This window comes from Neisseria meningitidis (assembly GCF_022869645.1).
Classification (GTDB): domain Bacteria; phylum Pseudomonadota; class Gammaproteobacteria; order Burkholderiales; family Neisseriaceae; genus Neisseria; species Neisseria meningitidis.
Genome location: NZ_CP064367.1, coordinates 720,242 through 746,434 on the forward strand (window position 1 = coordinate 720,242; position 26,193 = coordinate 746,434).

Annotated in this window: 24 protein-coding genes, 3 pseudogenes and 1 riboswitch; of the genes and pseudogenes, 16 read left to right on the top strand and 11 right to left on the bottom strand. The window is 50.9% G+C overall.

Going from position 1 to position 26,193, the window contains the following annotated elements:
* The first annotated feature begins 639 nt into the window (after positions 1–639).
* Entirely contained in the window at positions 640–1,605 is a 966-nt protein-coding gene (locus tag IUJ45_RS03830) for an IS110 family RNA-guided transposase (protein ID WP_002246006.1), read from the top strand.
* 685 nt (positions 1,606–2,290) lie between these two features.
* Positions 2,291–2,944, top strand: a complete 654-nt coding sequence (locus tag IUJ45_RS03835; RefSeq protein ID WP_002249292.1) for an IS1595 family transposase — start codon at positions 2,291–2,293, stop codon at positions 2,942–2,944.
* 531 nt (positions 2,945–3,475) lie between these two features.
* On the opposite strand, the gene IUJ45_RS03840 is transcribed toward IUJ45_RS03835, so the two are convergent.
* A complete protein-coding gene (locus tag IUJ45_RS03840) occupies positions 3,476–4,441 on the bottom strand; it encodes an IS30-like element IS1655 family transposase (protein WP_002249840.1) in 966 nt (321 codons plus the stop codon).
* Positions 4,442–5,277: 836 nt separating this feature from the next.
* Between IUJ45_RS03840 and IUJ45_RS03845 the strand changes: the two are divergent.
* Positions 5,278–5,857, top strand: a pseudogene (locus tag IUJ45_RS03845) (C39 family peptidase).
* Between the two features lie 129 nt (positions 5,858–5,986).
* Positions 5,987–7,648: an electron transfer flavoprotein-ubiquinone oxidoreductase gene (locus tag IUJ45_RS03850; protein ID WP_002249291.1), complete on the top strand. Its 1,662-nt coding sequence runs from the start codon at positions 5,987–5,989 to the stop codon at positions 7,646–7,648.
* An 87-nt stretch (positions 7,649–7,735) separates the two neighbouring features.
* On the opposite strand, the gene IUJ45_RS03855 is transcribed toward IUJ45_RS03850, so the two are convergent.
* The 9 genes and pseudogenes from IUJ45_RS03855 to gcvT form a co-directional block, all read right to left on the bottom strand.
* Positions 7,736–8,230: a nitrous oxide reductase accessory protein NosL gene (locus IUJ45_RS03855; protein WP_002221353.1), complete on the bottom strand. Its 495-nt coding sequence runs from the start codon at positions 8,228–8,230 to the stop codon at positions 7,736–7,738.
* A pseudogene (locus tag IUJ45_RS03860) lies at positions 8,227–8,358 on the bottom strand (ABC transporter permease); the annotation flags it as partial. The gene IUJ45_RS03855 and the pseudogene IUJ45_RS03860, both read right to left, overlap by 4 nt.
* A 95-nt stretch (positions 8,359–8,453) precedes the next feature.
* Positions 8,454–9,068: pseudogene (locus tag IUJ45_RS03865) on the bottom strand (ABC transporter ATP-binding protein); the annotation flags it as partial.
* Between the two features lie 57 nt (positions 9,069–9,125).
* Entirely contained in the window at positions 9,126–10,325 is a 1,200-nt protein-coding gene (locus IUJ45_RS03870) for a nitrous oxide reductase family maturation protein NosD (RefSeq protein ID WP_079278835.1), read from the bottom strand.
* Positions 10,214–10,735 (bottom strand): hypothetical protein, encoded by a 522-nt coding sequence (locus IUJ45_RS03875; RefSeq protein ID WP_002245485.1) that lies wholly within the window; start codon positions 10,733–10,735, stop codon positions 10,214–10,216. Before IUJ45_RS03875 ends, IUJ45_RS03870 begins: the two co-directional genes overlap by 112 nt.
* Before the next feature lie 165 nt (positions 10,736–10,900).
* Positions 10,901–11,044, bottom strand: a complete 144-nt coding sequence (locus IUJ45_RS03880; protein ID WP_153312922.1) for a hypothetical protein — start codon at positions 11,042–11,044, stop codon at positions 10,901–10,903.
* Between the two features lie 17 nt (positions 11,045–11,061).
* The gene (gene hemA, locus IUJ45_RS03885) at positions 11,062–12,309 is read right to left on the bottom strand and encodes a glutamyl-tRNA reductase (protein ID WP_002221356.1); all 1,248 of its coding nucleotides are present in this window, start codon (positions 12,307–12,309) and stop codon (positions 11,062–11,064) included.
* Between the two features lie 151 nt (positions 12,310–12,460).
* On the bottom strand, positions 12,461–12,847 hold the full coding sequence (gcvH, locus tag IUJ45_RS03890) for a glycine cleavage system protein GcvH (RefSeq protein ID WP_002224630.1): 387 nt from the start codon (positions 12,845–12,847) through the stop codon (positions 12,461–12,463).
* A 162-nt stretch (positions 12,848–13,009) separates the two neighbouring features.
* A complete protein-coding gene (gene gcvT / locus IUJ45_RS03895) occupies positions 13,010–14,110 on the bottom strand; it encodes a glycine cleavage system aminomethyltransferase GcvT (protein ID WP_002233621.1) in 1,101 nt (366 codons plus the stop codon).
* Between the two features lie 210 nt (positions 14,111–14,320).
* Positions 14,321–14,418: riboswitch (glycine riboswitch) on the bottom strand.
* A gap of 203 nt (positions 14,419–14,621) precedes the next feature.
* Here gcvT and IUJ45_RS03900 point away from each other — a divergent pair.
* The 12 genes from IUJ45_RS03900 to nqrM all read left to right on the top strand — a co-directional run bounded on the left by IUJ45_RS03900 (position 14,622) and on the right by nqrM (position 25,489).
* On the top strand, positions 14,622–15,104 hold the full coding sequence (locus IUJ45_RS03900) for an Lrp/AsnC family transcriptional regulator (RefSeq protein WP_002245484.1): 483 nt from the start codon (positions 14,622–14,624) through the stop codon (positions 15,102–15,104).
* A 46-nt stretch (positions 15,105–15,150) separates the two neighbouring features.
* Positions 15,151–15,756 carry a DUF1415 domain-containing protein gene (locus IUJ45_RS03905; protein ID WP_002253988.1) on the top strand — a complete coding sequence of 202 codons (606 nt, stop codon included), beginning with the start codon at positions 15,151–15,153 and terminating at the stop codon, positions 15,754–15,756.
* Entirely contained in the window at positions 15,753–16,112 is a 360-nt protein-coding gene (locus tag IUJ45_RS03910) for a YbaN family protein (RefSeq protein ID WP_002214350.1), read from the top strand. Before IUJ45_RS03905 ends, IUJ45_RS03910 begins: the two co-directional genes overlap by 4 nt.
* A 357-nt stretch (positions 16,113–16,469) precedes the next feature.
* Complete coding sequence (locus IUJ45_RS03915) at positions 16,470–17,891, top strand: sodium:proton antiporter (protein WP_002214352.1); 1,422 nt, start codon at positions 16,470–16,472, stop codon at positions 17,889–17,891.
* Positions 17,892–18,238: 347 nt separating this feature from the next.
* Positions 18,239–19,582: a Na(+)-translocating NADH-quinone reductase subunit A gene (locus tag IUJ45_RS03920; protein WP_002236764.1), complete on the top strand. Its 1,344-nt coding sequence runs from the start codon at positions 18,239–18,241 to the stop codon at positions 19,580–19,582.
* Between the two features lie 2 nt (positions 19,583–19,584).
* On the top strand, positions 19,585–20,817 hold the full coding sequence (locus IUJ45_RS03925) for an NADH:ubiquinone reductase (Na(+)-transporting) subunit B (protein ID WP_002247161.1): 1,233 nt from the start codon (positions 19,585–19,587) through the stop codon (positions 20,815–20,817).
* Positions 20,810–21,586: a Na(+)-translocating NADH-quinone reductase subunit C gene (locus tag IUJ45_RS03930; protein ID WP_002233618.1), complete on the top strand. Its 777-nt coding sequence runs from the start codon at positions 20,810–20,812 to the stop codon at positions 21,584–21,586. The genes IUJ45_RS03925 and IUJ45_RS03930 overlap by 8 nt, the downstream gene beginning before the upstream one ends.
* The gene (locus IUJ45_RS03935) at positions 21,586–22,212 is read left to right on the top strand and encodes an NADH:ubiquinone reductase (Na(+)-transporting) subunit D (protein WP_002214361.1); all 627 of its coding nucleotides are present in this window, start codon (positions 21,586–21,588) and stop codon (positions 22,210–22,212) included. Before IUJ45_RS03930 ends, IUJ45_RS03935 begins: the two co-directional genes overlap by 1 nt.
* A gap of 3 nt (positions 22,213–22,215) precedes the next feature.
* Positions 22,216–22,809, top strand: coding sequence for an NADH:ubiquinone reductase (Na(+)-transporting) subunit E (nqrE, locus tag IUJ45_RS03940; protein ID WP_002219686.1), 594 nt, complete (start codon positions 22,216–22,218; stop codon positions 22,807–22,809).
* A 13-nt stretch (positions 22,810–22,822) separates the two neighbouring features.
* A complete protein-coding gene (gene nqrF, locus IUJ45_RS03945) occupies positions 22,823–24,040 on the top strand; it encodes an NADH:ubiquinone reductase (Na(+)-transporting) subunit F (RefSeq protein ID WP_002214365.1) in 1,218 nt (405 codons plus the stop codon).
* A gap of 152 nt (positions 24,041–24,192) precedes the next feature.
* Positions 24,193–25,248, top strand: a complete 1,056-nt coding sequence (locus IUJ45_RS03950) for an FAD:protein FMN transferase (RefSeq protein ID WP_002247151.1) — start codon at positions 24,193–24,195, stop codon at positions 25,246–25,248.
* A 25-nt stretch (positions 25,249–25,273) separates the two neighbouring features.
* Positions 25,274–25,489 carry a (Na+)-NQR maturation NqrM gene (nqrM, locus tag IUJ45_RS03955; RefSeq protein WP_002219688.1) on the top strand — a complete coding sequence of 72 codons (216 nt, stop codon included), beginning with the start codon at positions 25,274–25,276 and terminating at the stop codon, positions 25,487–25,489.
* Positions 25,490–25,612: 123 nt separating this feature from the next.
* Here nqrM and grpE read toward each other — a convergent pair whose 3' ends face one another.
* A complete protein-coding gene (grpE, locus tag IUJ45_RS03960) occupies positions 25,613–26,191 on the bottom strand; it encodes a nucleotide exchange factor GrpE (RefSeq protein WP_002214370.1) in 579 nt (192 codons plus the stop codon).
* Between the last annotated feature and the right edge of the window lie 2 nt (positions 26,192–26,193).

Genomic DNA, 26,193 nt, shown 5'->3' on the forward strand with positions numbered 1-26,193 from the left:
CAAAAATCCCCTAGTTCGCGCTCGGGGATTTTGCTTATCCCCACCGCTCTACAAATTGTCATATCATCAAATCTAAGTCATATCAATCTACCTTTCCGCGCTTGCCGCGCCTGTTTGAGTTTCAGAAACCTTTCCCAGCCCTTCAGGACGGAGGAGCTAGGGCGGGGGAAAATATCTAGCGGAATTGTTTTTTTTTACTGCTTTCAGTCCGGTTTTCGCTGAGGTATGGGGGTGCGTTTGACAGAGAACGGCCGATAAAAAGGTGCAAGGGGGAAGTTTTGTAAAGATTTGGAGTGTTTTTTTCCAAATCTTTATGAATACCCCCTTGCACCTTTTTATCGGTTGTTCTCCAATCGCACACAAACCCCATACCGGCGAAAACCGGACTGAAAGCAGTAAAAAAACACAATGCAGCGGGTCGCAACAGAAATTTTTAAATAAACCAGCAAATACAAAAAATTAATTCATACGATTCTGATATACTTCAAACGTCTCGGAATAGCTAACCGACGACAAAGCCGCCGAACCTGATTACTTCCTAATCGCAAGATTGAAAGAAAGATAAGGACGGCGGTTTTCTTATGTTTGAAATTGAGAAACATCAAAGGCATTAAAGCCTGAATCGTAAGGAAAATTAACATGAGAAACGCAGTAGGATTAGACATATCCGCAAAAACATTTGATGTCGTTACCATAATCAACGGCGAAACCGATTACAGAAAATTCAGCAACGATGAACAAGGCTGCAAAAACCTGAAAGAATGGATATCGGCAAAAAGAGAAAAAGACATATACGTATGCATGGAAGCAACAGGAAACTACTACGAACAGGCCGCAGACTGCTTGGCCGAAGAATACCACGTATCAGTAATAAACCCGCTAAAAATCAAAGCCTATGCACAAAAGCGATTCAGCAGAGTCAAAAACGACAAACAAGACGCAAAATTAATCGCAGAGTTTTGCCAAACAGCATTAATAGAAGAGCTGCCAAAGAGAGAAAAACCGACTGAACAGCAATACAGCTTGAAAAGACTGCTATCACTTCAAAGCCAACTTTTAGAACAACAGACATCGCAAAAAAATAGAATCAAAGCAGCAAAAGATTCATTTGTACAGAAAATACATGAAAAACAGCTAAAAGAACTTGAAAACCATCTAAATGCAGTAAAAAAGAAAATCGACCAAACAATCAAATCAGACAAAAAAATGAAAGAGCTGACAAAACGGTTAGAGACAATACCGTCAGTAGGCAAAACAACAGCCATATCGCTAATGAGCTACCTTATTAACAGCACATTCGAAAACGCAAAGCAGTTTACAGCCTATGCCGGATTAAATCCGCATCAAAACATATCAGGGACAAGCGTCAACAAAAAAAGCAAAATGACCAAATACGGAAACCGAAGAATACGCGGATCCCTGTTCATGGCCGCATTAGTCGCATTCAAAAACAACTACTTTCCAGCATTCACAAACAGGCTGAAAAAAGCCAAAAAGCCCAAAATGCTGATCATCGGCGCATTGATGAGAAAAATTTTAGTCGTTGCATTTAATCTTTATAAAACAGAAACCGACTTCGATAAAACACGTTATCAGACGGCTTAGCTAACCGAACTGATAAAAATAGCAAAAGCGGATTGTAAAAAATCCGCTTGGATTTTTGTATTCCGAAAAAATGCAAAACTAAATAACCAATGAAAACAACAAGATAATAAATTTACAATTTATTTTGTTTGAATAATCAAGAAACATCTTTATTAAGAGGCACAAGGGATTGGGAAGGCTGTCTTGGAGATAAGCACTGATGTTCTAGGCAAACCCCTCCATCTTAAAGTTAAAACAACCACAGGCAGCCTGGAAATGATCTATGATCTATGCCCATACAAGGACATTCTAGATAGTTTTCCTTGTTGCTTCGTGTATCACACAAGATAGAATTGGCACTCTACTCTTTCCTTAAAAAACCGTCAAGAATGGTTATCAATTTTTTTAAACTTATTCAAAACAATATTCTTATATACATCTCAAACCCGCTGAAATAAAGCAAAGTGGTGGTTCATAGATGGCAATACCGATTTCAAAGCAGCCTGCACTTTGACAACACACGAGAAATACGGGAAGGACAGGGCATCAGCATATATTTCAGCCCGAAGCCGTTTCATTCGTTTAAAAAACTGCTTTTTTCACAATTTACCTTTACAAAGCCTATACGTATCCTTACAATTTGTTTTGCTGTTTTTGGTATATTTTTGGGGCTGTACTAGATTAGCAGATATGTTACCCTCGAAATATGAAGATAACGCACTGCAAATTAAAGAAAAAAGTACAAAAAGAACTGCTCCGTTTTTTTGTACTCGAAGTTACCGCCCGTTCCGCTGCCGATATTTTGGGTATCCATCCCAATTCGGCAGTACTGTTCTACCGTAAAATCCGCACGGTTATCAACCATCATTTAGCCTTGGCTGCCGATGAGGTTTTTGAGGGCTCTGTCGAGTTGGACGAAAGCTATTTCGGCGGACGGCGTAAAGGCAGACGCGGTCGCGGTGCGGCAGGAAAAGTGGTTGTCTTCGGCATTCTGAAACGCAACGGACGGGTCTATACCGTTGTGGTGGATAATGCCAAGTCTGAAACGTTACTCCCTGTCATCAAAAAGAAAATCATGCCGGACAGCATTGTTTATACCAATAGTCTGAGCAGCTGCGACAAGTTGGACGTGAGCGGTTTTATCCATTACCGCATCAACCATTCCAAGGAGTTTGCAGACCGTCAAAACCACATTAACGGCATTGAGAATTTTTGGAATCAGGCAAAACGTGTCTTGCGAAAATACAATGGAATCGATCGTAAATCTTTCCCGCTGTTCTTGAAAGAATGCGAATTTCGATTTAACTTCGGCACACCGTCTCAACAGCTTAAAATCCTGTGGGATTTAGGGCTAATCTAGTACAGCCCCTTAGATTTAATTCACTATACCTGCGTAATGGTATCGGGTACTCATCATCAACCTGCCTTGCATTCGGTTGTGTTGTCCGGCAACTGTCCGGTTGTGTCGATGGGTTGCCCTGCCGCTCCCTGTGCTGCGCAACGGTTGTGTGCCTTGGGTGGGCGCGGGTGGCGGCCGGGCGGTTTGTTGCTATGATACGGGAGTTCCGATATACAAGGGTGGGCTTCAGCCCACCAATCAACGACCGAAAAAGAAAAAACGTTGGGCTGAAGCCCACTCTACGCAATTACGCAACTGTTATCGTGGGGATGACGGGATTTTAGGTTTTTGTTTTTCTGTTTTTGCGGGAAGGATGGGTTTTAGGTTGCGGTCATTTATCGGAAAAGCAGAAATCGCTCCGCCGTCATTCCCGCGAAAGCGGGAATCTGAACACGTCCGTAGGGAAACCTATATCCCGTCATTCCCACGAAAGTGGGAATCTAGAACCTCTGAATTTTCAGACAACCTTGGATTCGGATTTCAAGTGCAACACTAGTGTATTAGTGGTTGGAACAGATTCAAGAATAAAACACTTGGCGTTTCGTAGCCAAATGTTTTTCTTGGTCGGTGGTTCAACTCATCTTGAACCCTGCGTATCTCCCGATCACTGATGTTACGGAAATCGGTTTGTTTGGGGAAGTATTGCCGGATGAGTCCGTTGGTGTTCTCATTCAGCCCTTTCTCCCAAGAATGGTAAGGGCGACAAAAATAAGTCTCCGCTTTCAATGCTTTGGTTATTTTGGTGTGTTGGTAGAACTCTTTGCCGTTATCCATGGTAATGGTGTGCACCCTGTCTTTATGTGCCTTTAATGCCCTAACAGCTGCCCGGGCAGTGTCTTCGGCTTTGAGGCTATCCAATTTGCAGATGATGGTGTAGCGGGTAACGCGTTCGACCAAGGTCAATAATGCGCTTTTCTGTCCTTTGCCGACAATGGTGTCGGCTTCCCAATCGCCGATACGGGATTTCTGGTCGACGATAGCGGGTCGGTTTTCTATGCCGACACGGTTGGGTACTTTGCCTCTGGTCCATGTGCTGCCGTAGCGTTTGCGGTAGGGTTTGCTGCATATTCTGAGATGTTGCCACAACGTGCTGCCGTTGCTTTTGTCTTGGCGAAGGTAGCGGTAAATGGTGCTGTGGTGGAGCGTGATCTGGTGGTGTTTGCACAGGTAGGCGCATACTTGTTCGGGACTGAGTTTGCGGCGGATAAGGGTGTCGATGTGCTGAATCAGCTGCGAATCGAGCTTATAGGGTTGTCGCTTACGCTGTTTGATAGTCCGGCTTTGCCGCTGGGCTTTTTCGGCGCTGTATTGCTGCCCTTGGGTGCGGTGCCGTCTGATTTCGCGGCTGATGGTGCTTTTGTGGCGGTTCAGCTGTTTGGCGATTTCGGTGACGGTGCAGTGGCGAAACAGGTATTGGATGTGGTATCGTTCGCCTTGGGTCAGTTGCGTGTAGCTCATGGCAATCTTTCTTGCAGGAAAGGTCGTATGCTACCGCATACTGGCCTTTTTCTGTTAGGGAAAGTTGCACTTCAAATGCGAATCCGCCAACCTTTGAATATTGCCGCCGTCCCGCGTTCTAGATTCCCGCCTGCGCGGGAATGACGATTCATCAGTTTCCCGAAACGCCCGAAAAACCGAAACCGAGCAAACCGGATTCCCGCCTGCGCGGGAATGACGATTTATAAGTTTCCCGAAACGCCCAAAAAAACCGAAATCCGACAGGCGGGATTTTTGCTTTCGTGGGGATGACGGGATTTTAAGTTACGGTCATTTATCGGAAAAGTAGAAATCGCTCCGCCGTCATTCCCGCGAAAGCGGGAATCTGAACACGTCCGTAGGGAAACCTATATCCCGTCATTCCCACGAAAGTGGGAATCTAGAACCTCTGAATTTTCAGACAACCTTTGAATATTGCCGCCGTCCCGCGTTCTAGATTCCCGCCTGCGCGGGAATGACGATTCATCAGTTTCCCGAAACGCCCGAAAAACCGAAACCGAGCAAACCGGATTCCCGCCTGCGCGGGAATGACGATTTATAAGTTTCCCGAAACGCCCAAAAAAACCGAAATCCGACAGGCGGGATTTTTGCTTTCATGGGGATGACGGGATTTTAAGTTACGGTCATTTATCGGAAAAGTAGAAATCGCTCCGCCGTCATTCCAGCGAAGGCGGGAATCTGAACACGTCCGCACGGAAACCTATAGTGGATTAACAAAAATCAGGACAAGGCGACGAAACCGCAGACAGTACAGATAGTACGGCAAGGCGAGGCAACGCCGTACTGGTTTAAATTTAATCCACTATAATCCTGTTGCTTATGGAAAAATCAAAGTGCAGAGTTGGAAAGAAAGGCGCGATTTCAATATTGTAAAGCAGGATTTGGATTTTTCCTGCGGGGCGGCTTCGGTGGCGACGGCTTTTGAACAATTTTCACGGGCAAAAGCTGACGGAAGAGGACGTGTTGAAAAAGCTGGATAAGGAGCAGATGCGCGCGTCGTTTGAGGATATGCGGCGCATCATGCCTGATTTGGGTTTTGAGGCGAAAGGCTATGCCCTGTCTTTCGAGCAGCTTGCACAGTTGCAAATCCCCGTCATCGTGTATCTGAAATACCGCAAGGATGATCATTTCTCGGTATTGCGCGGTATAGACGGCAATACGGTTTTGCTTGCCGACCCGTCGCTGGGTCATGTTTCGATGAGCAGGGCGCAGTTTTTGGATGCTTGGCAAACCCGTGAGGGAAATTTGGCAGGTAAGATTTTGGCGGTTGTGCCGAAAGGGAGGGATGCCGGCGGGGATAAGGCGTTTTTCACACGCAGTCCGAAACGTCAGACGGAGTTTGCGGTCGGACAGGTAAAATGGTGGCGTGCTTATTGAAATTTCGACAAAGGTCGTCTGAAAACCGAAAATATGGTTTTCAGACGACCTTTGTTGTATTTGGTAACTATATGTTCCCGTTGTATAATTACGGATTTGCAATTCAATAATAAATACACAGGAACCGCCATGACAGAATCCATCACCCGCGACAGTATGCAATACGATGTCGTGATTGTCGGCGCAGGCCCGTCGGGTTTGTCCGCCGCCATCAAACTCAAGCAGCTTGCCGAAAAAAACGGGCGCGAAATCAGCGTTTGCGTGGTGGAGAAAGGTTCGGAGGCGGGCGCGCATTCGCTGGCGGGCGCGGTCATTGACCCGATTGCGCTGAATGAGTTGATTCCCGACTGGAAAGAAAAAGGCGCGCCGCTGACGCGCACGGTAACGCAGGACAAGGTGTTGTTCCTGACGGAGAAAAAAGCGTTCAATCTGCCCATTACCCCCAATTTCGACAATCACGGCAACTACATCGTCAGCTTGGGCGAAATCGTGCGCTGGTTGGCGGAGCAGGCGGAAAATATGGGCGTGGAAATCTATCCTGGCTTTGCCGCTGCCGAAGTGCTGTATCACGAAGACGGTTCGGTCAAAGGCATTGCGACCGGCAATATGGGCGTGGGCAAAAACGGCGAGCCGACCGATTCATTCCAGCCCGGCATGGAGCTTTGGGCACAGCAAACCCTGTTTGCCGAAGGTTGCCGAGGTTCGCTTTCCAAGCAAATCATCGAACGCTTCAAACTCGACCAAAACAGCCAGCCGCAAACTTACGGCTTGGGCATTAAAGAAGTTTGGGAAGTGCCGTCCGAACAGCATCAGCCCGGTTTGGTGATGCACAGCGCAGGCTGGCCGCTGGACAGCAAAACCTACGGCGGCGCGTTTGTTTACCATTTCGACGACAACAAAGTCGCCGTCGGCTTCGTGGTCGGTTTGGACTATCAAAATCCTTATCTGTCGCCGTTTGAAGAGTTCCAACGTTTCAAAACCCATCCCGAAATCCGCAAAACCTTTGAAGGCGGCCGCCGCATCGCTTACGGCGCGCGTTCGCTGATTGAAGGCGGTTTGCAAAGTTTGCCGAAGCTCTCGTTCAAAGGCGGCGTTTTGGTCGGCGATGCGGCGGGTTTCCTCAATATGCCGCGCATCAAAGGCATTCATACCGCGATGAAATCCGCCATGCTCGCCGCCGAAGCCGTGTTCCCCTTGTTGGAAAACCTTGAAGAAGTGGAAAACTTCGACAGCGGCAAAGAGGCGGCGGATTATCAGCAACGTTTTGAACAAAGCTGGCTGTATCAAGAGCTTTACGCCGCGCGCAATGTCCGTCCGTCATTCAAATGGGGCGTTTACCTCGGCTCGCTTTATACCGGTATCGACCAGATGATTTTCAGAGGCAAAGCCCCGTGGACCTTGAAACATCACGGTAAAGACAACGAGCAGCTCAAAAAAGCTGCCGCGTGCACACCGATTGATTATCCGAAACCCGACGGCGTGTTGACCTTCGACCGCTTGAGCAGCGTCTTCCTTGCCAATCTTGCGCACGAAGAAAACCAGCCCGACCATTTGGTGCTGAACAATCCGCAAACGATGATAGACGTGAACTACAAAGAATACGCCTCGCCCGAAACGCGCTATTGTCCGGCGGGTGTGTATGAAATCGTCGAAGAAAACGGCAGCCCGCGCCTGCAAATCAACGCGGCAAACTGCGTGCACTGCAAAACCTGCGACATCAAAGACCCGACGCAAAACATCACTTGGATTTGTCCCGAAGGCGCGAGCGGGCCGAATTACGGCGGGATGTGAAGGTTCTTTCCTGCCGACACTATACCGAACAAGAAAAGAAAAACCGACCGAAACTCGTTTTTAAAGTTTCGGCCGGTTTTTTCAATATTATTTGAAAATATAGGTATCAGGCATATCGTCGAAACCGACAACCTTACCGCCTTTATCCTTTGCAAATTTCTCAGCCTGCTCTTTGTTGCCGAACGGCAGCGCGTCTTCCGCACCCATACCGCCGATAAAGCCGCTGTCGATGACGTAAAAGGCTTTTTTCGCATCCATCCACTCCGTGTCGGCATTGGGATTCGTCCAATCGGTAACATTGCCCATATCGGTAACGTAAATCACGCGGATGCCTTTAGGCTCTTCGGGCAGCTTGGTATAGCCGAACATCTGCTTGATGGTGGAGAACCAAACGGGCTGATCGGGTTTGCCGTTCAAGAAAATCTGGGCTTTGGGGCCGTTGTGTTCGGTCAGGTTCATACTGCAATAGTGTCCGACCGAACGGTCGCTAATCTGCCGGGGTAAAGGCGGCGGTCCCTCTTCCGCCTGCCGGCAGGCACTTAAGGCGGAAACGGCAACAATTGCCAACAGGGTTTTTTTCATATTTGTCGCTTTCTAAAAATTCCGGCTGCCAAAACAAGCGGAATGATAACCCATAAAACCTGAGCGGTCAGCAAAACGGGGACGGTCAGGCTGATTTGTCCGCTCAAACCCGCCATACCCGCATATAGTGGATTAAATTTAAATCAGGACAAGGCAACGAAGCCGCAGACAGTACAAATAGTACGGCAAGGCGAGGTAACGCCGTACTGGTTTAAATTTAATCCACGATAATGCGGTCGGCGTGTCCGTCCAACTCGGCAAGGGCGTGGGTGCTGAGCAATACGGTCGCGCCGCGCCCGTTGAGTTCGCGCACGACTTCGTAAAACATTTGCCTTGATGCAGGGTCGAGGCCGGTTGTCGGTTCGTCAAACAGCAGGACTTTGGGCTCGCCCAGCAGGGCTTGTGCCAAGGCAAGGCGTTGGCGCATCCCTTTCGAGTAGGTGCCGACGCGGCGGTGTGCCGCCTGTGAAATGCCGACGCGCTCGAGCAGCCCCCTGTTCTGGGTGAGCGGCTGTTTTTTAAGTTTGGCGTAAAAGTCCAGCGTTTCGATGCCGGTCAGCGAAGGGTGCAACGCAACGGTTTCGGGCAGGTAGCCGATTTGGCTGCGAAGCCGCGCCCCCGCTTTGCTGCCGGTACGTTCGCCCAAAAGCATCACTTCGCCTTCGGTCGGGGTAATCAGACCGAGTATCAGCTTCATAATGGTGGACTTGCCCGCACCGTTGTGTCCGGCAAGTCCGACGCTTTCTCCGGCCTTCAAAACCAAATCGACTTGGTTGACGGCTTTTTGCGCGCCGAAGCGTTTGGTTACCTTCCTCAATTCGACATGATGTGTGGTCATGGTTGTTCCTTTTGTGTTTTCAGACGGCATTTGAATCCGGATGCCGTCTGAAGCAGACTAGTTCAAAGAACCGTTTTCCGCCCTGCCCCATTCCAACTGCCGCGTTTCGACTTCTTTGAGCAGCCCGTCCTTCATCGCCTGATAACGGGTTTGAATTTTGGGGGCATAAGGCTTCATCAGCGGTTTGCTGTCCACCACGCCGCCAGGCAAAACGGCGGGAAATTGCGCCTGCGCCCATTTGACGATGCTGATTGCGGGACTGTTCATCAAGAGGCGCGATACGGGTGCGCGCCAGATGATTTGGTCGATGATGCCGTTGGGACGGTACGCGCTGTCTCCGAAGCCGTCGCCGTTCAAATCGAACGCGCTGTTGTCGCTCCAATAGTTGCCGTGTCCGCCCTCGCTCCAGTCGAGAAAGCGCGTGCTGACGTATTTGACCTGGCTTTCGTTGTTGATAAAGGAATTGTCGTGCAGGGACGTGCCTTCGATGGCGGCGGTAAAGTGTATGCCGATTTGGCAGTTTTCAAAATGATTGGCGGACAGTTTATCGTAGTTGGCATTGTAGGCAAAAACGCACTTGCCCGCTTTGTTGATAATGTTGTCGTGAATATCGGAATAGTTGACATAGTTGAGCATGATGCCTTGGTCGCGGCTGCCGACGGCGATATTGTCAAACACTTTGAGCCGCTCGGAAAACATCAGCACATAGCCCATATTGTTGCCCACGGAAATATTGCCGCTGATTTCGCTGTCGTTGGTGTACATATAGTGGACGGCGAAACGCAAATCGCTGAAGCGGTTGTTTTTATAGGTGTTGTGCGTGCTGGTATTGGAAAAAATGCCGTCCCGCCCTTTGGAAATATCGTTGCCGACGACCTGCGCGCCGGGCGCGTTCCAAACGGTAACGCCATTGCCGCGCTCGTTCACGCGCAAAGTCGCGTCGCCGACGATTTTATTCTCCCGCACCATCGCATCGGCAGAACCATGCAGATAGACGCCGACCGAATTATCCAAAATATTATTGTGTTCAATCAGGGCGCGCGGGGCAGTTTCTTCGAGATAAATACCGGCATCCATTGCGGGCAGGCTCATACCGGAACGGGTAACGGTCAGGTTGCGGAGCGTTACGTCCGGCGCGTGTACGGCTATGGTACGCCCGCTCCTGTCTCCTTCGATGGTTGCAGAACGGTCGGCAGGCCCTTCAATCGTAATCGGTTTGTCGATGTGAAGTTTGGTTTGATATACGCCGGAAGCCAGTTTGAGCGTATCGCCCGCCCGGGCGCGGGCAAATGCGGGATACCGATCAGCATAATCGACTCATGGTGATCAACCAATTTCGCTCCGGCTATCGTACCGTCTTTAGCCAACGCCATCAGCGTATCAATCGGTTTGCTCGAATAACCGCGCGTATTGACCGCATCGGTCGTGATATAGACCAAGCCCAACTGCTCATCGCCTTTGTAAACGCGGGCAACCATAGGCTTACCTTCCGGCTTGCTGTAACGGTCCGCACCCGGAACAATTTCCGAAGGCTGTATTTTCGCCAGAAAATCAGGCAGACGCTCCGCATAAGCGGGCAGTGCCGCCGTCAAAAAGACAAAGGCGGCAAAAAACGCCGTTATCCGCGCCCGAAACGCGGACATACGTTTGATTGAAAAACAGGACATGACTATCCCCGATATACCGATACTCTTTAATATTGATATTATATGAATCATCTATCGGCGATTTTTTGATGCAAATCAAATTTACAAATCTTAAAACCAATCCGCATACGGGATAATATAGTGGATTAAATTTAAACCAGTACAGCGTTGCCTCGCCTTGCCGTACTATCTGTACTGTCTGCGGCTTTGTCGCCTTGTCCTGATTTTTGTTAATCCACTATACTTTGTGATTACATCGATATAATGTGGGATTTCACGATGTTGCCGGCCTGCACAAAAAATGCCGTCTGAAACCCCTTCAGACGGCATCCTTTTCCGGCGCACCGTTATTTGTCCAAATGATAAATCTGCGCGACGGCGTGAACCAAATCTTTATCTTCTTCCCCCGCCTTATTCAAGGTTTGGGTCGGCGAATGCAGCAGCTTGTTGGTCAGTTGGATCGACAGCCTTTCCAAAACCTCTTCTGCCGTTGCGCCTTTGGCAAGCTGTTTCATCGCATTTTCCAAGACCTGTTTGCGCGCTTTCTCTCCCTCATCCCTCAATGCCCTGATTAACGGGACACTCTGCCTGCCCTGCTGCTGCCTGACAAATTCGGCAACCTTCTCGGACACCAGCGTTTCGGCGGCGGCGGCGGCCTTCTGCCTTGCCTCCTTGCCGCTTTGGACGATATTGACCATATCGTCCACCGTATAAAGATAGGCATCGTTCAAATCTCCGACTTCCGCCTCAATGTCTCGCGGCACGGCCAAGTCAAGCATAAACAACGGCATACTCTGCCTTTGTTTCAATGCGCGCTCCACCATACCTTTGCCGACAATGGGCAACTGGCTTGCCGTTGAAGAAACCACCACGTCGTACTCATGCAAAATGGCAGGCAGATCGGACAGCAGGCACGGTTCGGCGTTGACACCGAGCTTGTCGCACAACTCCTGTGCACGCGCCAGCGTCCGGTTGGCAACCGTCATCAGCCGGGGACTTTTGGCGGCAAAATAAGTGGCAACCAGCTCAATCATCTCACCCGCACCGATAAACAAGACATTCAAATCGCCGATGTCGGGGAAAATCTGCTCTGCCAACTTGACGGAAGCGGAAGCCATGGAAACCGAGTTTTCGCCGACGGCAGTATCGGTACGGACCTCTTTAGCAACAGAAAAGGTTTTTTGGAACAGGGCATTGAGTTTCTTACCCATACTTTCCTGCTCTTGAGCAACCCTGACCGCATCCTTAATCTGTCCTAAAATCTGCGGCTCGCCCAACACCATCGAATCCAAGCCGCAGGCGACGCGGAAAGCATGGCGCACAGTCTCCTGCATCCCCAAAGTATAAAGGTAGGGGCTGATTTCTTCTATGGGAAGGCTGTGATAGTCTGCGAGCCAACGGATGATTTCTTCCGAATCACCTACACAGTAAAGCTCGGTACGGTTGCAGGTAGAAAGGATTACCGCCTCCGTTGCCGCATTGCTTCGGGCAAGATTGCGGACGGCTTCGGGCAGGCAGGCCGCGGCAAACGCCAGCTTTTCCCGTATGCTTAAAGGTGCGGTTTGATGATTGAGTCCGACAGCGGTAAGTTGCATGAAAAAATCGGTAAAGATGAATATAGACCGTTATTATAGCCTAACTGCTTCCTTAAAACACGGACAAAAAACTGCACCTCCGACCGCAAAAATGCCGTCTGAAGGTGCAGTTTCCGTTTGTCCGGCGGTTGCCATCGGGCAGCCGGGCGGTTTAATCCACTTCGCCCGCGTATTGTTCGGCAGTCAGCAGAACGTCGTAATCGGCAACGTTTGCCGGTTTGAGTTTGAAGAACCAGCCTGCACCGTAAGGATCGCTGTTGGCAGTTTCCGGAGCGCTTGGCAAATCTTCGTTGACGGCAACGACTTCACCTGCAATCGGTGCGTACACGTCGGACGCGGCTTTTACAGACTCAACCACACCGGCTTGTTCTTCGGCGGCAAGGTTTGCGCCGACTTCAGGCAGCTCGACAAACACGATGTCGCCCAACAGCTCTTGCGCGTGGTGGGTAATACCGACGGTGATGATACCGTCTTCTTCAAGGCGCAGCCATTCGTGGCTGGCAACGTATTTCAGTTCTGCCGGGATGTTGCTGCTCATGGTTTGATACTCCATTGATAGGGGGTTATTTTCAGACGGCATCTGCATGAATCAATATCCACAGATGCCTTGTTCAATGCTTTCTACAAACGTCCGTATCGGACGACAATTAAAACCTGCTTTCAGACGGCATATGAAATGAAAATGCCGTCTGAACCGATATTAATCAAACTGTTTTTGACCGTTGCGGACGAACGGCAGCTTCAGTACGCGCACGTCCGCTTCCTTGCCGCGAATCAGCACTTTGGCGGTATCGCCGTCAAAATCTTTCGGTACGCGGGCGATGGCGATGGATTGTTTCAGACTTGGAGAGAATACGCCGCTGGTGGTTTCGCCTTTGCCTTTGTCGGTCAACACTTCCATATGCGCGCGCAGGATGCCGCCTTTGCCGAGCAGCAAACCGACCTGTTTGACGGCAACGCCTTTTTCTTTCAATGCCAACAAGGCAGCTTTGCCGACAAAATCGCGGCTTTCGTCTTTCAAATCAACGGTCCAACCCATGCCTGCTTCGAGCGGGCTGGTATCGTCGTCCATATCGTTGCCGTAGAGGTTCATGCCGGCTTCCATGCGCAGGGTGTCGCGCGCGCCGAGACCGCAAGGTTGTACGCCTGCTGCTTGCAGGGCTTTGAAGAATGCGACGGCTTCGGTGCCGGGCAGGATGACTTCGACGCCGTCTTCGCCGGTGTAGCCGGTGCGGGCGACAAACCAGTCGTTGCCCAAATCCGCGCCTTGGAACGGTTTGAGGTTATGGACGACATCTGCCCATTCGGGTTTGACGGTCAGGAGTTTTTCAATGGCTTTAGGGCCTTGTACGGCGAGCATGCCGAGGTCGTAGCGCGGATTGAAGGAAACACCGAACTCTTGTCCGACTTTGTGGAATTGTGCCGTATCTTTTTCGCGAGTCGCGCCGTTGGACACGATGCGGTATTGGGTTTCGGCTTCATTGGTGCGGTAAACGATCAAGTCGTCAATCACGCCGCCGTTGTCGTTGAGCAAAGCGGAATAAAGGGCTTTGCCGACAAAAGCGAGCTTGGCGACATCGTTGGCAATCAATTTGCGGAAAAAGGCTTTGGCATTTGCGCCTGCTACGTCGGTAACAAGCATATGGGATACGTCAAACATACCTGCGTCGGTGCGCACGGCTTCGTGTTCGGCGATTTGCGAACCATAATGGATGGGCAGCTCCCAGCCGGCAAAATCTACCAGCTTCGCGCCTGCATCTTGATGGGCTTGATGAAATGGGGTGGTTTTCAGAGTAATCATTCTCAAGTTTCTCCGGATTTTTTGTTCAGATGCCACCCGCGCACCTGTGCGCGGATGACCCTATCTGTCCTTGAACCTGAGATTTTCGGCCGTATCCGCATGATGGCAAACCAGTCTGCTCACTGCTTTGCGCGGTTGTCTGAATGGTGGTTCAGACGGCCTTCTCCCCTTCGGTGGACGTTATTCCAACGCCGCTCTCCAGATTGTTTGTTTCAATGTGCAGTCCCTGATACCTGAGCGATTTAAGGGTGTCTGCGCCTTCGGTGGTTACATTGTAGTTGGGTGTAACACTCTCCTGCACATTTCCCGATTATGTCTTGAATCGGCGGTTTGGGCAAGCCGTCTTAAAAGAGATGCAAACCGACCGCCTCTGTTTTCACATGATTTTCCGAAAACAAAATTTGTCCCGGATGACGGTATAACTTTTTATATGTTAATATGGTCTCCATCTGTGCGGATTGCCGCAAACATACGGACAGACAATCCGAATTCCTTAAAACGGAACGCAAATATGCCCCAACTCACTTTAGACAAAACCGATATTAAAATCTTACAGGTTCTCCAGGAAAACGGCAGGCTGACCAATGTCGAACTGTCCGAACGTGTCGCACTTTCGCCTTCTCCGTGCCTGCGCCGTCTAAAGCAGTTGGAAGATGCCGGCATCGTCCGCCAATATGCCGCGCTGCTGTCTCCGGAATCCGTCAACCTGGGGCTTCAGGCATTTATCCGCGTTTCCATCCGCAAAGCAAAAGACGCGCGGGAAGACTTTGCCGCATCGGTCCGAAAATGGCCGGAAGTCTTGAGCTGCTTCGCCCTGACAGGGGAAACCGACTACCTGCTTCAGGCGTTTTTTACCGATATGAACGCGTTTTCCCATTTTGTTTTGGATACGCTCCTGTCCCACCACGGCGTACAAGATGCACAATCGAGCTTTGTTTTAAAAGAAATCAAACAAACCACCTCCCTGCCGCTCAACCACCTGCTGAAGGAATAGTGCCCTTCCCGATTTTCCCGCACGTGCAATCTGCAAACACATTTACATGACAATAATGAATATCAATACTTCCGAAAATAAAGATGCTGTTGCCGAACACACCGGACAATGGTTGGAAAAAGCCGTCATCGGTCTGAACCTGTGTCCCTTTGCCAAAGCCCCCCACGTTAAAAACCTTGTCCGCATCGCAATCAGCGAAGCCAAACACCTTGACAGTTTTTTGGAAGACTTGGACGAAGAACTGCAGCGACTGGGCAATACACCCGCCACCGAACTGGAAACTACCCTGCTGGTTCACCCGACCCTATTCCCCGATTTCGACGTATTCAACGATATGCTCGACATTGCCGATGCCGCCGTTGTCGAAAACGGCTTGGAAGGCATCATCCAAATCGCCCCGTTTCATCCCGATTTCCAATTTGAAGGCACGGATTCAGACGACATCGGCAACTACACCAACCGTTCTCCCTATCCGACGCTGCACCTCATCCGCGAAGACAGCATTGCCAAAGCCGCACAAGCCTTTCCCGACGCTTCGGCAATATTCGAACGCAATATCGCCCTGCTGGAAAAAATGGGACATGAGGGCTGGGCAAAACTCGGTATCACATCCTGCCCTTATCCGCACAATAAGAAAAATATTTCAAAATGATACGTTATCTTTTAATTGCCTGCGGCTGCATTTCCCTGCTGTTGGGTATCATCGGCATTTTTTTGCCGCTGTTGCCGACCACGCCGTTCGTACTGCTCTCCGCCGCCTGCTGGGCAAAGGCATCCCCGCGCTTTCACCGCTGGCTGCACCGGCACCGCTATTTCGGTCCGATGGTTCATAACTGGGAACAAAACGGCGCAGTGCCGCGCAAAGCCAAAATATTCGCCATCAGTATGATGACCGCATCCTGCCTGATAATGTTTTGGCAGTTTCCCCAACGCTGGTGGGTCGGGGCGGTTTCATCGGTTTTTTGTTCCCTTGTCGCCATATGGATGTGGCGCAGGCCCGAATCTTGAATGCCGTACTGAAAGGGATAAGGGCAAACAAACGGGGGGCAAACCTGTTTCATTGCAAATATATGTTAAAATAAATTCATTTTTCGTTTTCGATAGATTATTTATTAAAGACATATATTTATTTGTTTTAAATAAAATTATTTATCAAAAAGAACATATATTCCCAAGCACAGCAATCCGCCTTCCCGCCGCCTTCCGGTTTGGGAAACTGGTTTATCCTGATTATTTACTTTACAATCAATCGGAAAACTTTTTTCAAAAACAAACAGGCAGCACAGTCCGCCTATGTCCGGGCGGCACGGTGCCTGTATCACTCCCACGCGCCGCGCAAGGCAGTGCTTGAATCGAGGAAACACGATGCGCCACCTACCCCTGTTTTCACTAATGCTTTTCCCCGCATCGGTTTACGCCGCAGATTTGGACGGCGCAAACCTAAACCTGCTGTGGAGCCTGCCCTTTGCCCTGATTTTGCTGTCTATCGCATTGGGTCCCTTGTTTTTTTCGCATACCTGGCATCACCATTACGGCAAAATTACCGCCTTTTGGACATTGCTCTTCCTCATTCCGTTCAGTTTGGTTTTTGGCGCGTCCGCCGGTATCCATACCGTCGCACACGCACTCGTTGAAGAATACATCCCTTTCATCCTGCTGCTGCTTGCCCTGTACACCATTTCAGGCGGCATTTTGGTTTGGGGCGACTTGAACGGCACACCCAAGCTCAACACCGCCCTGCTTGCCGTCGGTACGGCACTTGCCTCTATCATGGGAACGACCGGCGCAGCAATGCTGATGATTCGTCCGCTGCTGAAAGCCAACCAAAACCGTACCCGCCGCGTGCACATCGTCATCTTCTTCATTTTCCTGGTTGCAAACATCGGCGGCGGTCTGACCCCTTTGGGCGACCCCCCACTCTTCCTCGGCTTCCTCAAAGGCGTAGATTTCATGTGGACGGTCAAACATATGTTCGCCCCCGTCCTGATCAGCACCGCTGTCCTGTTGACCGCCTTCTATTTCATCGACAACCGTTTCTTCAAACAGGAAAGCATTGCACAAGATACGCCGGCACAACAGGAAAAACCCGAAAAAATCGCCATCTTCGGCAAATGGAACTTCCTCCTGCTTTCGGGCGTGGTCGGCGCGGTTCTAATGTCCGGCCTTTGGAAACCCGAACACCCGGGATTTGAAATCCTCGGCAGCCGTTACGCCCTGCAAAACCTCGTCCGCGATGTCATCCTGATTGCATTGACCGCCGTATCTATGGCAATCACGCCCAAACAAGTCCGCGCAGGCAACGAATTCAACTTTGAACCCATCGCCGAAGTGGGCAAACTCTTCCTCGGCATCTTCATCACCATCTTTCCCGTCCTGAGCATTCTGAAAGCAGGCGAGGCAGGCGCGCTGGGCGGGGTGGTATCGCTGGTTCACGATACGGCAGGTCATCCGATTAATGTGATGTATTTTTGGATGAGCGGCATATTGTCGGCATTCTTGGATAACGCGCCCACTTATCTCGTTTTTTTCAATATGGCGGGCGGCGATGCCCAAGCCTTGATGACGGGTTCCCTGTTTCATTCGCTGCTGGCGGTTTCTATGGGTTCGGTATTCATGGGCGCACTGACCTACATCGGCAACGCACCGAACTTCATGGTCAAGGCCATTGCCGAACAGCGCGGCGTACCGATGCCGACTTTCTTCGGCTATATGATGTGGTCGGTCGCCTTCCTGACACCCGTCTTCATCGTACATACCCTTATCTTTTTCGTTTTCAAACTGCTGTAAACGCTATGCCGTCTGAACATTCAGACGGCATTTTAAATTCCGGCATAATCAAATCAATATCCCCCCTTCCGACAATTATAGTGGATTAACAAAAATCAGGACAAGGCGACGAAGCCGCAGACAGTACAAATAGTACGGCAAGGCGAGGCAACGCCGTACTGGTTTAAATTTAATCCACTATAAAAACAGCTTCCGCAAGGAAAAAAGCAGCAAATCTGACAAACAGGTACAATTCCTGATAGAATCTAACACTTTGCTACATTAATTTATTCAATGCTTTTGATGCCACGCGACACGGTATCAAAACACGCCGTTTTTACCTTAACCATCACAAGTAATGCAAATATATGATTAAAATCAAAAAAGGTCTAAACCTGCCCATCGCGGGCAGACCGGAGCAAGTCATTTATGACGGGCCCGTCATTACCGAAGTCGCGTTGCTTGGCGAAGAATATGCCGGTATGCGCCCCTCGATGAAAGTCAAGGAAGGCGATGCCGTCAAAAAAGGCCAAGTGCTGTTTGAAGACAAAAAGAATCCGGGCGTGGTGTTTACCGCGCCGGTTTCAGGCAAAATCGCCGCCATCCATCGCGGCGAAAAGCGCGTACTTCAGTCGGTCGTGATTGCCGTTGAAGGCAACGACGAAATCGAGTTCGAACGCTACGCGCCCGAAGCGTTGGCAAACTTAAGCGGCGAAGAAGTGCGCCGCAATCTGATCCAATCCGGTTTGTGGACTGCGCTGCGTACCCGTCCGTTCAGCAAAATCCCTGCCGTCGATGCCGAGCCGTTCGCCATCTTCGTCAATGCGATGGACACCAATCCGCTGGCGGCAGACCCTGTGGTTGTGATCAAAGAAGCCGCCGAGGATTTCAGACGAGGTTTGCTGGTATTGAGCCGTTTGACCGAGCGTAAAATCCATGTGTGTAAGGCAGCTGGCGCAGACGTGCCGTCTGAAAATGCTGCCAACATCGAAACACATGAATTCGGCGGCCCGCATCCGGCCGGTTTGAGTGGCACGCACATTCATTTCATTGAGCCGGTCGGTGCAAACAAAACCGTTTGGACCATCAATTATCAAGATGTAATTGCCATCGGACGTTTGTTTGCAACAGGCCGTCTGAACACCGAGCGCGTGATTGCTTTGGGTGGTTCTCAAGTCAACAAACCACGCCTCTTGCGTACCGTTTTGGGTGCGAAAGTATCGCAAATTACTGCGGGCGAATTGGTTGACGCAGACAACCGCGTGATTTCCGGTTCGGTATTGAACGGCGCGATTACACAAGGCGCGCACGATTATTTGGGACGCTACCACAATCAGATTTCCGTTATCGAAGAAGGCCGCAGCAAAGAGCTGTTCGGCTGGGTTGCGCCGCAGCCGGACAAATACTCCATCACGCGTACGACCCTCGGCCATTTCCTGAAAAACAAACTCTTCAAGTTCACGACAGCCGTCAACGGTGGCGACCGCGCCATGGTGCCGATTGGTACTTACGAGCGCGTAATGCCGCTAGACATCCTGCCTACCCTGCTTTTGCGCGATTTAATCGTCGGCGATACCGACAGCGCGCAAGCATTGGGTTGCTTGGAATTGGACGAAGAAGACCTCGCTTTGTGCAGCTTCGTCTGCCCGGGCAAATACGAATACGGCCCGCTGTTGCGTAAGGTGCTGGAAACCATTGAGAAGGAAGGCTGATTATGGGCTTGAAACATTTTCTGGAAAAAATCGAACCGCACTTCCTGCCGGGCGGCAAACATGAAAAATGGTATGCCCTCTACGAAGCTGCGGCGACGATTTTCTATACATCCGGTGCGGTAACGCGCAAAGCGGCACACGTCCGCGATGCGCTCGACTCCAAACGCATGATGATTTTGGTGTGGCTGGCTTTGTTCCCTGCCATGTTCTACGGTATGTACAACGTCGGCGCACAGGCATTCGGTGCGTTAACGCCCGATTTGCTGCAACAAAGCATCGCCAACGACTGGCATTACGCCCTTGCCAACGCTTTGGGCATCAATATGTCGTCTGAAGCGGGCGTGTTGGGCAAAATGCTGTTCGGCGCGATTTACTTCCTGCCGATTTACGCGACCGTATTTATTGTCGGCGGTTTCTGGGAAGTTTTGTTCGCCACCGTGCGCAAACATGAAATCAACGAAGGTTTCTTTGTTACCTCGATTCTGTTTGCCTTAATCGTTCCGCCCACGCTGCCGCTGTGGCAGGCAGCTTTGGGTATTTCTTTCGGCGTTGTGGTTGCGAAAGAAGTATTCGGCGGTACAGGTAAAAACTTCATGAACCCTGCGCTGGCAGGCCGTGCCTTCCTGTTCTTCGCCTACCCTGCCAACTTGAGCGGCGATGCGGTTTGGACGGCGGTTGACGGCTATTCCGGCGCAACCGCGCTGGCGCAATGGGCGGCACACGGTGCAGACGGCCTGAAAAACGCCATAACCGGTCAAACCATCACTTGGATGGATGCGTTTATCGGCAAACTGCCCGGCTCCATCGGCGAAGTCTCCACTTTGGCACTCTTAATCGGCGGCGCGTTTATCGTGTTTGCCCGCATCGCTTCTTGGCGCATTATTGCCGGCGTGATGATCGGTATGATTGCCATGTCTTCGCTGTTCAACTTCATCGGTTCGGACACCAACGCTATGTTTGCTATGCCTTGGTACTGGCATTTGGTCGTCGGCGGCTTCGCCATCGGTATGCTGTTTATGGCGACCGACCCCGTTTCCGCTTCCTTTACCAATGTCGGCAAATGGTGGTACGGCGCACTGATCGGTGTGATGTGCGTATTAATCCGCGTGGTCAATCCGGCTTACCCCGAAGGCATGATGTTGGCGATTCTGTTTGCCAACCTGTTTGCCCCGATTTTCGACTATTTCGTCGCACAAGCGAACATCAAACGCAGAAAGGCGCGCAGCAATGGCTAAGAAATTCGATAAAGACAGCTTCAGCGGCACGCTGATTGTCGTGTTGGCGGTCAGCCTGATTTGCTCGGTCATCGTTGCCGGTGCGGTCGTCGGCTTGAAACCCATCCAAGAGAAACAAAAACTCCAAGACAAACAAGGCTATATCTTGAGCGTAGCCGGTTTGATGGATAAGGACACCGACATCGGTAAAACTTTTGCCGAGCGTATCGAGCAACGCGTGGTCGATTTGGCGACCGGCGAATATGTGAAAGACGCGCCGAAAGACTTCAGTGCGCGCATCGCAGGCAAAGACCCCGCGCAAAGCATCCGCATCAAACCCGAAGACGATTTGGCAGGCATCAAAAGCCGTGCCAAATACACCGAGGTTTACTTGGTAAAAGGTGAAGACGGCAAAATCGGCCAAATCATCCTGCCTATGCACGGTAACGGTTTGTGGTCGGTCATGTACGGCTTTGTCGCCATCCAACCCGACGGCAACACCATCAACGGCATTACCTACTACGAGCAAGGCGAAACCCCGGGCTTAGGCGGCGAAATCGGCAATCCTTTGTGGCAGCAAAAATTCGTCGGCAAAAAACTGTTTGACGGACAAGGCAAACTCGCCCTGCACGTCGGCAAAGGCGCGGGTTCGGACAAAGAACACGGCGTAGATGCCCTCTCCGGCGCGTCGCTGACATCCAAAGGCGTACAAGGTTCGTTCGCCTACTGGTTCGGCGAAAACGGCTATATCCCCTACCTGAACAAATTGAAATCAGCAGGAGCGCAATAATGGCTGATATGAAACGCTTGAAACATTTGATGTTTTCACCCTTTATCGACAACAACCCGATTGCCTTGCAGGTTTTGGGTATTTGTTCGGCTTTGGCGGTTACCACCAAACTTCAGACGGCCATCGTGATGGGTATTTCCGTAGCTTTGGTAACCGGTTTTTCCAGCTTCTTCATTTCGCTGGTACGCAACTACATCCCCAACAGCATCCGCATCATCGTGCAAATGGCGATTATCGCGTCGCTGGTTACGCTGGTCGACCAACTCTTGCAGGCATTTGCCTACGAATTGTCCAAACAGCTTTCCGTATTCGTCGGTCTGATTATTACCAACTGTATCGTGATGGGCCGCGCCGAAGCATTTGCGATGAAAGAGCCGCCGCTGGAAAGCCTGATCGACGGCATCGGCAACGGCGCGGGCTACGGGATGATGCTGCTTGTCGTCGCCACCGTCCGCGAACTGATTGGCTCGGGCAAACTCTTGGGCTACACCGTTTTCCAAACCGTGCAGGACGGCGGCTGGTATCAGACCAACGGCTTGTTCCTGCTCGCCCCCAGCGCGTTCTTCATCATCGGCTTTTTGATTTGGGGACTGCGTACCTGGAAACCCGAACAGGCGGAGGAATAAGCTATGGAACACTATTTGAGCCTCTTTATCAAATCCGTCTTCATCGAAAATATGGCGCTATCCTTCTTTTTGGGTATGTGTACGTTTTTGGCGGTATCCAAAAAAGTATCCACCGCATTCGGTTTGGGTGTGGCGGTGATTTTCGTACTCGGACTGTCCGTCCCCGCCAACCAATTGGTTTACTCGCTGCTCAAAGACGGCGCGATTGTCGAAGGCGTGGATTTGACCTTTTTGAAATTCATCACCTTCATCGGCGTGATTGCCGCTTTGGTGCAGATTTTGGAAATGTTCTTGGATAAATTCGTCCCCGCCCTCTATAACGCGCTGGGCATCTACCTGCCGCTGATTACCGTAAACTGCGCGATTTTCGGTGCCGTATCGTTTATGGCGCAGCGCGAATACGGCTTCGGCGAATCCGTCGTGTACGGCTTCGGTGCGGGCTTGGGCTGGATGTTGGCGATTGTCGCTTTGGCGGGCATTACCGAAAAAATGAAATATTCGGACGCTCCCAAAGGCCTCAAAGGCTTGGGCATTACCTTTATCGCCGCCGGCCTGATGGCGATGGCGTTTATGTCGTTCTCTGGCATCCAGTTATAAGAAAGGGATCGGTATGGAGATTATTTTAGGTATCGTGATGTTTACCGTCATCGTTTTGGTTTTGGCACTGATGATTCTGTTTGCCAAATCCAAACTGGTCAGCGAAGGCGACATCACCATCAAAGTCAACGGCGAAAAAGAGCTGACGATGCCCGCCGGCGGCAAACTCTTGGGCGCGCTTGCCAACGAAGGCATCTTTATCCCCTCCGCCTGCGGCGGGGGCGGTTCGTGCGGACAATGCCGCGTCGTCGTAAAAAGCGGCGGCGGCGACATCCTGCCGACCGAGCTGTCCCACATCAGCAAACGCGAAGCACGCGAAGGCTGCCGTCTGTCGTGCCAAGTCAACGTCAAAACCGACATGGACATCGAAGTCCCCGAAGAAGTGTTCGGCGTGAAAAAATGGGAATGCACCGTCATCTCCAACGATAACAAAGCCACGTTCATTAAAGAACTCAAGCTTGCCATTCCCGAAGGCGAAGAAGTCCCCTTCCGCGCCGGCGGCTACATTCAAATTGAAGCCCCGCCGCACACCGTTGCCTACAAAGACTTCGACATTCCCGAGGAATACCACGAAGACTGGGACAAATACAATTTGTGGCAATACGTTTCCAAAGTGGACGAGCCGATTTTGCGTGCCTACTCTATGGCTTCGTATCCTGAAGAAAAAGGCATCATTATGCTGAACGTGCGTATCGCCACGCCGCCCCCGCGCGTACCTGATGCGCCTCCGGGACAAATGTCGTCCTACATCTGGTCGCTCAAACCCGGCGACAAAGTTACGATTTCCGGCCCGTTCGGCGAATTTTTCGCCAAAGACACCGATGCCGAAATGGTATTTATCGGCGGCGGTGCGGGTATGGCTCCGATGCGTTCCCACATTTTCGACCAGTTGAAACGTTTGAACTCCAAACGTAAGATTACCTTTTGGTACGGCGCACGTTCCAAACGCGAGATGTTCTATGTCGAAGACTTCGACCAACTCGCAGCAGAATTCCCGAACTTCACGTGGCACGTCGCCCTGTCCGACCCGCTGCCGGAAGACAACTGGGACGGCTACACGGGCTTCATCCACAACGTGGTTTACGAAAACCATCTGAAAAACCACGAAGCACCGGAAGACTGCGAATTTTATATGTGCGGTCCGCCAATCATGAACCAGTCCGTGATCAAAATGCTCAAAGACTTGGGCGTGGAAGACGAAAACATCCTCTTGGATGATTTCGGCGGTTGAGTATTCGGCTTCAAATACAAAAGGAAGAAACCTCGGTTTCTTCCTTTTTCTATGCCGATGCCATCCGAACACCCTTCAGACGGCATCGGCATAGAAACATACCGGCCGTTTTGCGATATAATTCAAACCATTTGCCAAAACCGTCAAACACTATGCCGTCTGAAACACGCCTGCCGAACTTTATCCGCACCTTGATATTTGCCCTGAGTTTTATCTTCCTGAACGCCTGTTCGGAACAAACCGCGCAAACCGTTACCCTGCAAGGTGAAACGATGGGCACGACCTATACCGTCAAATACCTTTCAAATAATCGGGACAAACTCCCCTCACCTGCCGAAATACAAAAGCGCATCGATGACGCGCTTAAAGAAGTCAACCGGCAGATGTCCACCTATCAGCCCGACTCCGAAATCAGCCGGTTCAACCAACACACAGCCGGCAAGCCCCTCCGCATTTCAAGCGACTTCGCACACGTTACTGCCGAAGCCGTCCACCTGAACCGCCTGACACACGGCGCGCTGGACGTAACCGTCGGCCCCTTGGTCAACCTTTGGGGATTCGGCCCCGACAAATCCGTTACCCGTGAACCGTCGCCGGAACAAATCAAACAAGCAGCATCTTATACGGGCATAGACAAAATCATTTTGAAACAAGGCAAAGATTACGCTTCCTTGAGCAAAACCCACCCCAAGGCCTATTTGGATTTATCTTCGATTGCCAAAGGCTTCGGCGTTGATAAAGTTGCGGGCGAACTGGAAAAATACGGCATTCAAAATTATCTGGTCGAAATCGGCGGCGAGTTGCACGGCAAAGGCAAAAACGCGCGCGGCGAACCTTGGCGCATCGGCATCGAACAGCCCAACATCGTCCAAGGCGGCAATACGCAGATTATCGTCCCGCTGAACAACCGTTCGCTTGCCACTTCCGGCGATTACCGTATTTTCCACGTCGATAAAAGCGGCAAACGCCTCTCCCATATCATTAATCCGAACAACAAACGACCCATCAGTCACAACCTCGCCTCCATCAGCGTGGTCGCAGACAGTGCGATGACGGCGGACGGCTTGTCCACAGGATTATTCGTATTGGGCGAAACCGAAGCCTTAAAGCTGGCAGAGCGCGAAAAACTCGCTGTTTTCCTGATTGTCAGGGATAAAGGCGGCTACCGCACCGCCATGTCTTCCGAATTTGAAAAACTGCTCCGCTAAACATACAAACCGATTAGGAAACACCATGAAAACCCTGCTCCTTACCTTCGGCATCTTCCTGACCGTCATCATCGGTATGGCGGTCGGCTATATTTTCTCCAAACGCAGCATCAAAGGCAGTTGCGGCGGCATTACTGCCTTGGGTATGAAAAAAATGTGCGACTGCGACACACCTTGCGACACCCTGCAAAAGAAACTGGATGAAGAAAAACAGGCAGGCGGCATACGGGTTGACCGTTAACGCCGAAACAAAATGCCGTCTGAAGCCCGACAGGCGGGTTCAGACGGCATTGCCGCTTTACTTCGATCGGTTTATACGCAAAACGCGCTTCAGGAAATAAATCAGATTATTCCCCAGACGCCTTCAGGCTTCCTTCTGTGCCACCGTAACCATAGCCGGGCGCAACACGCGGTCGGACAGCGTATAACCCTTCTTCATCACGCCCACCACGGTATTGGGTTCCTGTTCGCTTGCCACCGCCTGCATCGCCTGATGGATATTCGGATCGAGCTTATCGCCCGCTTTAGGATTGATTTCCTTGATTTGCGTAGCATCAAATGCTTTCTGCAACTCGTTCAAAGTCATCTGCACGCCCATTTTCAGCGCATCGAAATTGCCGCTCTGATCCAAAAGCGCCATTTCCAGATAATCCTTGACCGGCAGCATTTCCACGGCAAACTTCTGTCCGGCGAACTTGTGCGTATCCGCAATTTCCTGCTGGTGGCGGCGGCGCAGGTTTTGCTCGTTTGCCAAAGCGCGCAGCTGCTCGTCTTTCAACTGCGCTTCCAGCTCGGCAATCCGCGCCTGCAAATCCTCATAAGCCGGCTCTGCGGCAGCCTGTTCCTGCACACCGTCCGCATTTCCTACTGTCTCGACGGTTTCCACCGCCTCCACATTTTCAACCGCTTCTTCACTGTTTTGCTGCTGTGTCTGTTCGCTCATAT